A 13,007-nucleotide genomic window follows, 5' to 3' on the forward strand; every position below is an offset into this window, starting at 1 on the left:
TATAAGCAATATCACCCACTTTCGTTGCATGAATGACATAGACTCCTGATTTCCGTGGAAATCAGGGGTTTTTGTCTTAAGTATAACGTGGATTGGCGTTTTTCTCTTGGGCGGTGCACATGTTGTCATGAGTTGTAGTATAATCTATAGAAAATGGCCACAGACGGCCGGAGCGAAGGAGGCCCACTTGTCATGAGAGAAGAAAGCTTATCCCGTGAAGTACGCTACGGCAAGAAAGATATTGCAGAACTTGAGAGCGCATCCATTCAGGTCCATCTAATCTACAAAAAAGCTGCAGAGTTATTCAAGCGTACAGCATATTCCCGTTCGGTTAAGGATGATCTAGTCGAAGTGAATACACATTCTGTGAACAGCGATGGTCCGAGATTTGCTCCGGCGGTGCTGCAAAAATGGATTCAAACATCCAGGGGCTGGAAGTGTATCGGATGTGAATTGAGACAACCTGATTCAACGATGTCTCAGATGGAAGAAACAATCCATAAAAAGCGGTTGGTTCTGGATGTGGGAGAGGGTCGGTGGGTTCAGGCAGAAATGCTGATTCAGGCGGTTGTCTGGTCTCAATATGAGAAGATTCGAATGTTTGCACCATGGCTTGGTGATGAACCCTTTTATAGCGTTCAGGAACTGGATGTCATTGCCCGTTATATTGTACCAACCTATTTCTCGGAACGGCCTTTGCATGAGCAAGGGAAGGTATTCAAGGTACATCAACAGTATGGGCAGATTCCGTTGTATCAGGAGTATGTAGACGCACCTTCATGTTGCGTGCAGGTGGACGGTGGATTGCTTGAAGGGCGATTGCTGACAGGTGTATACGTGTCTGAGGAACAGTTCTTTGGACTTAATCCATATCTGAAAGATGGCGATGGAGGACGGACATACATGCAGGCTTGTGTCCAGTAACCGCATAAGCAATGAGATCTGAAAATTGATTAAGATTGGAGAGCCTGTGTGCAGGCTCTCTTTCTTGTACAAGCCCTATTTAGAGAGGACACCCTATAAAAGTAACGGCTTTGACACTTTTTTTTGCCGAAGGTTGTGCCATAATAGAGGTTATGGACAACAGGGTGAATGATTTTACGCAGGGTGGTGTTACCTACATGATGAAGAAAATCCCCGGTTACATAGGTGTATGTTTGCTCCTACTGGCGATCTTGGCTGGTTGTAGTGAGACACAGCCCTCTGAGCAGCCAATTGTCAAAGAGACAGAAACAGCGAATACAATTACAGTGGCTGTAGATGGCAGTACGTTTTTGCCTGATGCAACCAAGTCCATTAAGCGCGATTTTAGCGAGGGTTTGACACTCAAAAAAGCATTACTTAATAGCGGGCTGGTTGATTTTACGGCAGATGGCAAACGGATTCAATCCGTCGGTGAAGTGTCTCTGGATTCTTCGCTTAGCTGGGCTGTCAAATTGAATGGCAAGGATATTGAACAGGAAGATTGGGATATGGAGCTTCATGCCAAAGATGAAGTGATTATTTACGTGAAAGCCGCTGACAGTGGGGGAGATGGCGTTGCATATCAGACAACGTTACTCAAGGTTAGCGGTGGAAACATTATGCCAACCCTCAATCGTCAATATGCCGGAGTCTACGTTCAAGAGTGCACCGTTCGCGATGTGTTGAAGTCCAGCGGGATTGTAAGAATGTCGGAGAATAACAAATTCGTCGTTTCGGTCGAGAATGTCACACCTCGCATGAATGAGCGGTGGGTTATCATGGTGAATGACAAAGAATTAATGGAAAATGGGTTGGACATGAAATTGAATCCACGTGATGCGGTGAAGCTTGAATTGACCAATGCATCCTAAGTATACCAAGAAGCCCAATCTCTAATTAGAGAACTGGGCTTTTTGCATTTAAAATATATAAGCAACATCCGATCAGCATAATCAAATATTAAATACGACAGATCTCGTTCGGGCAAAGTTCACAGTGACAGATGCCTTGCAGCATCTTCAGATCTTTGATGACGATCATGCCGTTGTCATATTCGATTGCATCTTTCTTGCGCAGATCGCTTAACATGCGGTTTACACTTTCACGGGTAGCTCCAATCATATTGGACAGGTCCGTATGGGTAATTTTTTTGTGAATAATGACATGTTCTCCATGAGGCTCACCATACGAATTCGACAACCGAATGAGGGTGGAGCAGAGTGCCCCCGGTTTCCCATATAACATGAGATCCCGGAACTTGGTCTGTGTTAACCGGTGGTGGATGCCCATCCATTTCATAAAGTCTATCGCAAAGTCACAATGCTGGCAGATTAACATCTCCAGATCCTTATGCTCCAGTACACCGATTTCACTATCCTCTAATACTTCCGCTGAGAAGCTATGCTTAGAGCCAAAGAAGGGATCAGCCTGCCCGATCATATCACCGGATTGATACATGTACATGATCAGTTCCTTGCCTTCATCCGTGGATTTGGTGATCTGGGCACGACCCCGTTTCATATAATAAAGTTTGTCAGAGATGTCGCCTTCCCAGTACAGATGTGTACCTTCCGGATAAGTTCTATCTTTCATGGTAACCAGCAGATGGTTGAAATTCGCTTCCGAGAAACAGTTTGTATTACCGCGCTTTTCCAGTACAGTGGTTAGTTCTCTCATAAGTATCTCCCCTTTATGTCCATCGGACGACCTTCTGTAGTAAGCAGTAGCCTCCGAGGTTCGCCGCAAACCGTTGCCGTCCTGATCAGGGTCATCTCGGCCGGGAGGAAGGACGGTACAAATTGCGGTGGTTCAATTTTTAAGTTCAGTATATACCTAATCTTACCGTTTGAGGGGGAAGGAAAGGGGGCAAAAATGACAAAATTTCAAACATTGTGATTAAATTCACTTTTGATGGAGAGGATGAATTGTATAGCCCTATATTTTAAATAGGAAGCGAAAATGGTCTTATGAAGGACACTACAAAACTTAAATTAAATTTGTTATACTTTGTGAAAAAAATCACATATTTAACCTTTTACCCATGGTACGATGTGAATGTAAAGAAGAGAGACAAACCAATACGAACCTTTAGGAGGATGAGGGAGATGGCTGTAAAGAACGAAGTCGCCCCAGCAAAAGAACCGACAGCAGGTCAGTATATTCAAACGTTAATTGACAAAGCGAATAAAGCACACGCCGCATTCATGAAGATGGACCAGAAGCAGATTGACCGGATTGTGCAAGCAATGGCTCTTGCGGGGTTAGATAAACACATGATGCTCGCCAAGATGGCCGTAGAAGAAACAGGCCGCGGAGTATATGAGGATAAAATCACCAAAAATATATTTGCTACAGAATATGTGTATCATAGCATTAAATATGACAAAACGGTAGGAGTAATTGAAGATAATGAGTACGAAAGCTTCCAGAAAATTGCGGAGCCGGTTGGGATCATCATGGGGATCACCCCAGTAACGAACCCAACATCAACAACGATGTTTAAAGCACTGATCTCCATCAAGACACGTAACCCGATTATCTTTGGTTTCCATCCATCTGCACAGAATTGTAGCCGGGAAGCTGCCAAAATCCTGCGTGATGCAGCGGTGAAACATGGTGCACCAGCAGATTGTATTCAGTGGATTGATGATCCTTCCATGGATCGTACAAATGAACTGATGAATCACAATGATGTGGCTCTTATTCTGGCAACAGGCGGATCCGGCATGGTACGCGCAGCGTACAGCTGTGGTAAACCTGCACTGGGCGTAGGACCGGGTAACGTACCTTGCTTTATCGAGAAAAGCGCGGATATCAATCAGGCAGTAACGGATTTGATCCTGTCGAAGTCTTTCGACAACGGTATGATCTGTGCTTCCGAGCAAGCAGTCATCATTGAAGAACCAATCTTTGATCAAGTGAAGAAAAAAATGATCGCAAATGGCTGTTACTTTGTTAACAAAGATGAAGCAGCAAAATTGACGGCAGGTGCAATTAATGCTGAGAAATGTGCGGTGAATCCTGCGATTGTTGGTCAATCTGCGGTAAGCATTGCGAAGTTGTGCGGGATTGAAGTTCCGGCAGGCACCAAAATTCTTGTGGCCGAGATTGAAGGTGTAGGTACCAAATTCCCATTGTCGGCTGAGAAATTAAGTCCGGTACTGGCCTGTTACAAAGTTAAAACGGCAGCAGAGGGCATTGAGCGTGCAGCAGAAGTGGTTGCTTTTGGCGGCATGGGTCACTCCTCGGTTATCCACTCAACAAATGAAGAAGTGATCGGCAAATTCGCAGATCGTCTGCAAACCGGACGGATTATTGTGAACTCACCATCCACACACGGTGCCATCGGGGATATCTACAACACAAACATGCCATCGTTGACACTGGGATGCGGATCATACGGACGTAACTCGACTTCTTCCAACGTAACCGCTGTGAACTTAATCAATGTGAAAAGGGTGGCTCGCCGTACCGTGAATATGCAATGGTTCAAAGTGCCGAACAAAGTTTACTTCGAAAAAGGGGCAACGCAGTATCTTGCCAAAATGCCTGACATCACACGGGTCGCAATTATCACGGATGCCATGATGGTGAAACTTGGATATGTTGAAAAGGTAGAACACTATCTGCGTCAACGCCAAATGCCAGTAGCGATCGAAGTATTCTCTGATGTAGAGCCAGACCCATCCACAACAACGGTAGATCGCGGAACCGAAATGATGCGCCGCTTCCAGCCAGACTGCATTATTGCACTCGGCGGTGGATCACCGATGGATGCTGCGAAAGCGATGTGGTTGTTCTATGAATATCCGGACACGGACTTCAATGACCTGAAACAAAAATTCATGGATATCCGCAAACGGATCTACAAATATCCACGTCTCGGCGTAAAAGCGAAATTTGTAGCGATTCCAACGACATCCGGTACAGGTTCCGAAGTGACATCGTTCGCGGTTATCACAGATAAAAATCAAGGGAACACCAAATATCCGTTGGCCGACTATGAGCTGACACCGGACGTAGCCATTGTTGATCCGGAGTTTGTATACTCCCTGCCTAGAACAGCCGTTGCGGATACAGGTATGGACGTACTGACTCACGCAATTGAAGCTTATGTATCTGTTATGGCTAATGATTACACGGATGGACTCGCGATCAAAGCCATTCAACTGGTGTTCCAATACTTGGAGCAATCGGCACTGCAAGGTGACAAACTGGCGCGTGAGAAAATGCATAATGCTTCCACCATTGCCGGTATGGCGTTTGCCAATGCATTCTTGGGCATAAACCACAGCTTGGCGCACAAATGGGGCGGTCAGTATCACACCGCACACGGACGTACCAATGCAATCCTGATGCCGCACGTTATTCGTTACAACGCGAAAAAACCGACCAAATTTGCATCGTTCCCGAAATATTCGCACTTTGTAGCGGATGAGCGGTATGCCGAGATTGCCCGGATTCTGGGATTGCCTGCACGTACGACAGAAGAAGGCGTAACCAGTCTCATCAATGCCATTCGCAAACTGAACAAAACATTGGGCATTGAAGAATCGTTCCAGGAAATCGGATTTGATGCCAAAGACTTTGAAGCACATGTGGATTATCTGGCTGACCGTGCCTTCGAAGACCAATGTACAACCGCCAATCCGAAGTTGCCGCTGGTAACTGAACTGGCTGATGTATACCGCAACGCTTTCTACGGAAAGTTTGAATAACCTTAATTAGAACGAAGAGAATGCCTTACGGCAAGAAGATCAGGGTTCCCCGAGTGGGGAGCCCCGATTGCCGTCTTTCAAACCATAAAAAGAGGGCAGAAAAACAGAAGAGCGAAGCATCTGTTTTTCAGGAGTATTTTAAGATTTGGTTTGCTCCGAGCATAGAGGAGCAAAAGGGTTTTATAGAGGTTACACGGAATCCGTGATGTGGCCGTTTGAGCCAGATGTTCACACAACAGCAGAGGGACAGAAAAAACCTAAAAAGCGAAGCATGCGTCTTTAAAATAAATTTTGAACTTTATTGTTTTATCAGTTGAACTACACATGTACACGATAACGGAGAGGAGAGAAAAAACCTGAAGAAGCGGAGCGGTCGCCTTTATCAACGGATTTTCACCTTTGAAAAAGTGAATCAAAAAATCCGGGGATAACAGCGATCGGAAGGTTATTCTCTCCTTGTAGTGTCCAGTGTACACCACCTATGGTTCATTCTGCTTTTTTCAGCAAATTTAATTAATGAGCAACAATTGTAAGGTTGTTCTGACACGCAGTGATCCTGTGTAAAGATTCCGGTTCAATGGGACACAGCGCATGTGGAGTGAGTTAGTTCACTGACTTTGTGACAAAAATCACAGATGATGAAAGTGCCAAGTCGTATACTGAAAATGTAAGAAAAACATTCATACCGCGGTTCCGGTTCCCAAGTAGAGAGAACATGTTCCGGTTTATGTGAAACAATTCACATTAATCGCGGCTCTGGGCACACAATGCTACGAATGAAGCAAGATGTTATGTGTCCAGAAATCCAAATTAGTGGAGGGATTAAGATGTCGGTGATTGAAAAAGATGTCAAACAACAAACAGGCTGGAGAAACTTTACCAAAGGAACATGGACCAAATCCGTAGATGTGAATGATTTTCTGGCGCACAACTTGACTCCGTATTACGGCGATGAAGCATTTCTCGCAGGTGCAACCCAGAACACCAAAGAATTGTGGGATATCGTATCTGATCTGACCAAAAAAGAACGGGATAACGGTGGTGTCCTTGACGTTGATGTGAACACACCAGCGACGATTGTTTCACACCAACCAGGTTATCTGGATCAATCCAAAGAGCAGATTGTCGGTGTTCAGACCGATGCTCCGTTCAAACGTTCCATTCAACCAACAGGTGGAATCCGGATGATGATTGATGCATGTGAAGCATACGGCTTCGAATTGCCTCAAGGCGTCATTGATATATTTACTAACATTCGCAAAACACATAACCAGGGTGTATTCGATGCTTATACTTCCGACATGCGTGCAGCGCGTAAAGCAGGGATAATCACAGGTCTGCCAGATGCGTATGGCCGTGGCCGGATCATCGGTGACTATCGTCGTGTAGCTTTGTACGGAGTAGACTTCCTGATCCGTAACAAAAAAGGCGAATTGAACGCACTCGAAGTTGATGTCATTGACGAAGATGTCATTCGTCTGCGGGAAGAATTGTCCGAGCAGATTCGTGCATTGCAAGAATTGAAGCAATTGGGTGATATGCACGGGTTCGATATTTCCTTGCCAGCGACAACAGCAAAAGAAGCATTCCAATGGTTGTACTTCGGTTATCTTGCTGCCATCAAAGAACAGAACGGTGCTGCGATGTCCCTGGGACGTGTATCTTCTTTCCTGGATATCTACATTGAACGTGACCTGCAAGAAGGCCTTTTGTCCGAAGAACAGGCTCAGGAATTGGTTGACCATTTCGTAATGAAACTGCGGATTGTCAAATTCCTGCGTACACCGGACTACAACGAACTGTTCAGTGGAGATCCAACATGGGTGACGGAGTCCATCGGCGGTATGTCTGTGAATGGTGAAACACGCGTAACCAAAAACAGCTTCCGTTTCCTGCATACACTGCACAATCTGGGACCTGCACCAGAACCAAACCTGACTGTACTCTGGTCCACGAAACTCCCAGAAGCATTCAAAGATTATTGCAGCAAAGTATCCATTGAAACCAGTTCAATCCAGTATGAAAATGATGATCTGATGCGTCCAATCTACGGAGACGATTACGGTATTGCTTGCTGTGTATCGGCGATGAAGATCGGTAAACAAATGCAATTCTTCGGCGCTCGTGCCAACCTGGCCAAAGCTCTCTTGTACGCGATCAATGGTGGTCGTGACGAGAAATCCGGAGCACAGGTCGGACCTGAGTATCCTGCGATTACAAGCGAAGTGCTGGATTACAATGAGGTCATGAAACGTTTCAAACCAATGATGGAGTGGCTGGCGAAGCTGTACATGAACACCCTTAACGTCATTCACTACATGCACGACAAATATAGCTATGAGCGTATCGAAATGGCGTTGCATGACCGTGACATTGTACGTACGATGGCTTGTGGTATCGCGGGTCTGTCGGTTACAGCAGATTCACTGAGTGCAATCAAATATGCCAAAGTAAAACCAATTCGTAACGAACAAGGCATCGCTGTTGATTTCGAAATCGAAGGAGACTTCCCTTGTTACGGTAACAATGAAGATAGCGTAGACAGCATTGCTGTTGAACTGGTTGAGAGCTTCATGGGCATGATTCGCAAGCACAAAGCTTACCGTAACGCAATACCAACGCAATCCGTTCTGACGATCACTTCCAACGTGGTATATGGTAAGAAAACAGGGACTACACCGGATGGTCGTAAAGCGGGTGAACCATTTGCTCCAGGTGCGAACCCAATGCATGGTCGTGATAAAAAAGGTGCACTGGCATCCCTTGGCTCTGTAGCCAAATTGCCTTATGAACACAGTCTTGATGGTATTTCCAATACCTTCTCCATCGTGCCAAAAGCATTGGGTAAAGAGGAGACTACACGTAAATCCAATCTGACTGCGATGATGGACGGTTACTTTGGTCAAAACGCTCATCACCTGAACGTTAACGTATTTGATCGTCAGCAATTAATTGATGCGATGGATCACCCGGAAAATTATCCGCAACTGACTGTACGGGTATCCGGATATGCGGTTAACTTCATTAAACTGACTCGTGAACAACAGTTGGATGTTATCAACCGTACGTTCCACGGTTCGATGTAAGTGATTTGCAAGTAGAAGACCGCTAGAGCAAGGCATTCCAAATCATATTAAACGCACAGCGGATGCGGATACAGAAAGGAAGAGGCAGCATGGTTAACGGACATATTCATTCACTCGAAACTTTCGGGACGGTTGACGGCCCAGGCATCCGCTTTGTGCTTTTTATGCAAGGATGTCTACTGAAATGTCAGTATTGCCACAACCCTGATACATGGGCGCTGGATGGCGGAAAAGAAATGACACTTGAGGAGGTACTGGCTGAAATTGAGCCTTACCTATCCTACTACCGCAGCTCTGGAGGCGGACTTACGGTATCTGGCGGAGAACCAACGTTACAGGCCCACTTTGTAGGTGAAATCTTCAAAGAAGTGAAGCGCCGCTGGGGATTGCATACGACACTGGACAGCAACGGATTTAACGAACCGGAACGGATTCACGATCTGTTGGATCACACAGACCTGGTTCTGCTGGATCTCAAGCATATTGATGACGAGAAACATATCAAGCTGACAGGCAAATCCAATGAGAGAACGTTAAAAACGGCCAAGTGGTTATCGGAGCAAGGTCGGAAAATGTGGATACGCCACGTGTATGTGCCTGGTATTCATAACGAGGAAGAGGATCTGCTTAACCTCGGACGGTTTATTGGAACATTAAATGGCGTCGAGAAGTTCGAAATTCTTCCATACCATCAGATGGGGATCTACAAATGGGAAGCGCTCGGCAAAGTATATCCACTGGATGGTGTTCCTTCGCCAAGTGAAGAAGAAGTGGAGCGGGCGTATCGCCTGATCGAACAAGGTCGCCAGGAAACGGCTGGCGTGGCTTGTTCCGGTAAGTGATCAAAAGGTTGTTCTGTCATCGGAGTGGCAAGTGTAAATATTCTTGAGTTCAACGTATATACCAACCAAGCAGTCCTTGCGAACCTACTTCGCAGGGGCTGTTTTTGTTGCTCCTTAACATATGGCAAGGGTGATTATTGGTTCAGTGAAGGATTTTATCCCTCCATTGATGAATTGTCATCCTTACGATGTAAGCTCGGGCTTTTTATAATCAGAGTGTAAAGCCAAATGCTCAATATCTTGAGGAGGGTCAACCAGATGAAAAAAGGAATGACATTACTGCTTTCATTATTACTTATCACTTCATGGACTTTGGCGGGATGTGCAAGCTCAAGTAACGAGCCACAACAGGGCGCAGGCAATACACCAGTGGAGGAGACAAGTAAGGAACCGGTTGAGATGCTTCTCCGTCACACGCAGGTGGGAGCCGACAAACAGAAAAGACTGGCCATTCTGCAGGATGTTGTGGACAAAGTTGAAGGTGAGATACCCAATCTGACCTTTACGCTGGATGGCGTTGAATCCGATGTGAATCGCAAGGAGAAGCTTCGCGGGGAGATGGCGGCAGGTAACCCACCGGATATATTTGAACTGTTTGGTAGCCCGGATTCCAAAGTGTATGCCAAGGAAGGTATGCTGCTTGATCTGACCCCGATCCTGCAAGAACTGGGCATTCAGGACCAGTTTACATCCCTTGAACCGTTTACGTATGAAGGCAAAGTATACGGACTGCCGATTGGCGGTTCGGGCGAAGGTTTTTTCTATAATAAAGAGTATTTTGAACAAAAAGGATGGAAAGCGCCAACCACCATGGCTGAGCTGGATAATATACTGGCCGAGATCAAGGCTGATGGCAAAGTGCCGCTTGCTTCTGCATCCAAGGCAGGCTGGGTTCCGCTTATGTTAACGAACCACTTGTGGTCCCGCTATGCCGGGCCTGAGATTACCGCAAAGTTTGCAACAGGTGAAGCGAAGTGGACCGACCCGGGTGTTGTCCAAGGTTTTGCCAAACATAAGGAATGGGTGGATAAAGGTTATTTCAAAAAAGGTGAACTGGGCTTTGAGTATGCCGAATATACCACGCAATTTACAAGCGGAGAAGCGGTGTTGATGTATGACGGAACGTGGAAATCATCTGTATTCAAGGAAGGTCAGAGCGGTGAATCGCTCATTGGCAAGGTTGGATTCTTCAATATGCCTCCGGTAGAGAACGGCGCAGGCGATCAGACATCTTTGATGAGAGATGTGAACAATGGATACGGATTCTCGGCGGCAGTGGCGGATGACCCGCAGAAGCTGGAAGCCGTGAAAGCTTTTATCAAAAATTTTTACAATGAAGATATGCAGGTCCGTGGCCTTGTGGAAGATGGTGTGTTGCCTGCGATGAAGCTGGATGAGAAGGTGCTGACTGATAGCATTACCGATGATCTAATGAAAGAAATTGTGGCCGTGCTTAATGCGTCCCAGACGTCATTCCCGGCATTTGATGCACTCGTTCAGGCCGATGTGACGACAGAGATCAGCAATCTGCAAATCCAGAAGTTGATTGGTGGACAGACCACGCCAGAGAAAATGGCAGAAGAATTGCAAAAGGTGCAGGAGGAAGCGAACGCTTCCGTAGAATGAATCAATCCAAGCTGAAACTGCGATCGTTGAAGTGACTGAAGGAGGCTGACCATGAATACTTCACTCCGCAGCCCGTTAATCTATACGCTGTTTGTACTTCCGGCCTTAATTCTGTTTGTGATGTTCTTCCTATATCCCATTGGCAGCTCCTTATATTACAGTCTGACAAGTTGGAATGGGGTATCGACTGAGCCGCGTTTTGTGGGCTTATCCAACTATGTGAAGGCATTGACCGATGAACGATTTTGGATTTCCACACGGAATAATGGCTTTTTCATCGGATTTTCGGTACTGATTCAGGTACCCCTGATTGTCCTGTTTTCGCTTCTGATTGCCAATGTGAAAAGGCTAAAAGGTCTGTATAAAACAGCTGTTTTTTTACCATCCATCATGTCCACCGCCGTGATCGGTATCTTGTGGGGGTTCATCTATGAACCCAATATCGGACTGTTAAATAAAATTCTTCATGTGCTGGGCATCGATCCAATCTACTGGTTATCGGATAACCGATTTGCCATGTTGTCCATTTTGGTGACCAACGCCTGGCAGTGGACGGGGTTTTACATTGTCATGGTGCTGGCGGCCATACTGGCGATTCCCCGTGATCTGGATGAAGCAGCTGCAATCGATGGGGCAACGGCAGTGCAAAGAGCAATGCGAATTACGTTGCCGCTGATCCGGCCGATCATTTCAGTGGTGATCATGTTATCCATTGCAGGTGCCATGAAAGCAGCAGACATCGTGATTGTCATGACCAAAGGTGGGCCCGCTGGGTCCACCGAGGTTCTGGCCACATACATGATCAAATACGCGATTACCAACTTCAAATATGGCTATGGCAATACCATTGCAGTGCTGATCTTTGCTCTGACGCTTGTGCTCACCGCGGTGTATCAACTGCTGGTAGCGAGAAAGAGTGAGAAGGTGGAATATTGATGGCGAAAAACATAAAAAGCAGTATACCTCATGTGTTGTTAATGTTGTACTTGATTGCAATTTTGTTTCCCTTTTTATTTGTAATCTTCTCTTCCTTTAAGCAGGATAACAATGAAATTGCCCTGAATCCATTTGGTCTGCCTACAACATGGGAGTTTAACAATTACGTGGAGGCCTGGGTGAATGCAAAGATTGGCACGTATTTCTGGAACAGCCTGTACATATCGGTTTTGTCATCCGCATGTACGATTGTGCTCGGTGCCATGTTTGCTTTTGCCGTAACCCGGATGAGACACCGGAGATGGAGCCTGTTTCTGTACAGCCTGATTCTGGCGGGTATGCTTATTCCCAACAATGCACTCATGCTGCCGATCTATCTGCTTGTTCGCAAAATGGGCATATTGGATACACACCTGGCACTGATCGTGCCCTATGTGGCCAATGCGATCCCTTTTACCATTATTATACTGGCGGCTTTTATGCGTTCACTGCCTGGCGAAATTGAGGAAGCGGCGGTCATGGACGGCTTGAGGGCCCCGGGTATCTTTGCTAAAATAGTGATACCTCTTACGGTTCCGGCTATTGTTACCGTTTTTATCGTTAATTTCCTCGGCAACTGGAATGAATTTTTACTCGCCAACTATTTCTTATCCACCGATAAGTTGCGTACGCTGCCAGTGGGCATGGTCCAGTTTCGGGATCAATATCAGATGAACTATGCCCAGATGTCGGCAGGTATTGTATACAGTGTTGTACCTGTACTTGTGATCTACGCTATACTCCAGGAGAAGATTATTGAAGGCGTAACTGCAGGTGGTGTCAAAGGTTAATACCAT

9 protein-coding genes are annotated in these 13,007 nt (G+C 46.0%); 8 read left to right on the top strand and 1 reads right to left on the bottom strand.

What is annotated here, in order from left to right; genetic code table 11:
* Positions 1-192: 192 nt before the first annotated feature.
* Both ACE3K2_RS02445 and ACE3K2_RS02450 read left to right on the top strand, forming a co-directional pair.
* A complete protein-coding gene (locus tag ACE3K2_RS02445; protein WP_421886287.1) occupies positions 193-924 on the top strand; it encodes a hypothetical protein in 732 nt (243 codons plus the stop codon).
* A 197-nt stretch (positions 925-1,121) separates the two neighbouring features.
* On the top strand, positions 1,122-1,835 hold the full coding sequence (locus tag ACE3K2_RS02450) for a hypothetical protein (RefSeq protein WP_017687552.1): 714 nt from the start codon (positions 1,122-1,124) through the stop codon (positions 1,833-1,835).
* An 88-nt stretch (positions 1,836-1,923) separates the two neighbouring features.
* On the opposite strand, the gene ACE3K2_RS02455 is transcribed toward ACE3K2_RS02450, so the two are convergent.
* A complete protein-coding gene (locus tag ACE3K2_RS02455; RefSeq protein ID WP_076333276.1) occupies positions 1,924-2,640 on the bottom strand; it encodes a Crp/Fnr family transcriptional regulator in 717 nt (238 codons plus the stop codon).
* Positions 2,641-3,068: 428 nt separating this feature from the next.
* Between ACE3K2_RS02455 and adhE the strand changes: the two genes are divergently transcribed.
* From adhE to ACE3K2_RS02485, 6 genes are all read left to right on the top strand, one after another.
* Positions 3,069-5,681 (top strand): bifunctional acetaldehyde-CoA/alcohol dehydrogenase, encoded by a 2,613-nt coding sequence (adhE, locus tag ACE3K2_RS02460; RefSeq protein ID WP_421886290.1) that lies wholly within the window; start codon positions 3,069-3,071, stop codon positions 5,679-5,681.
* 827 nt (positions 5,682-6,508) lie between these two features.
* Positions 6,509-8,767, top strand: coding sequence for a formate C-acetyltransferase (pflB, locus tag ACE3K2_RS02465; RefSeq protein WP_421886293.1), 2,259 nt, complete (start codon positions 6,509-6,511; stop codon positions 8,765-8,767).
* An 89-nt stretch (positions 8,768-8,856) separates the two neighbouring features.
* Entirely contained in the window at positions 8,857-9,609 is a 753-nt protein-coding gene (pflA, locus tag ACE3K2_RS02470) for a pyruvate formate-lyase-activating protein (protein WP_421886296.1), read from the top strand.
* A gap of 258 nt (positions 9,610-9,867) precedes the next feature.
* Positions 9,868-11,235, top strand: a complete 1,368-nt coding sequence (locus ACE3K2_RS02475; RefSeq protein ID WP_421886299.1) for an ABC transporter substrate-binding protein — start codon at positions 9,868-9,870, stop codon at positions 11,233-11,235.
* Between the two features lie 51 nt (positions 11,236-11,286).
* On the top strand, positions 11,287-12,171 hold the full coding sequence (locus ACE3K2_RS02480; RefSeq protein ID WP_421886301.1) for a carbohydrate ABC transporter permease: 885 nt from the start codon (positions 11,287-11,289) through the stop codon (positions 12,169-12,171).
* The gene (locus tag ACE3K2_RS02485; RefSeq protein WP_339297362.1) at positions 12,171-13,001 is read left to right on the top strand and encodes a carbohydrate ABC transporter permease; all 831 of its coding nucleotides are present in this window, start codon (positions 12,171-12,173) and stop codon (positions 12,999-13,001) included. The genes ACE3K2_RS02480 and ACE3K2_RS02485 overlap by 1 nt, the downstream gene beginning before the upstream one ends.
* The last annotated feature ends 6 nt before the right edge of the window (positions 13,002-13,007 follow it).

Source organism: Paenibacillus sp. (genome assembly GCF_048976745.1).
Lineage (GTDB): Bacteria > Bacillota > Bacilli > Paenibacillales > Paenibacillaceae > Paenibacillus.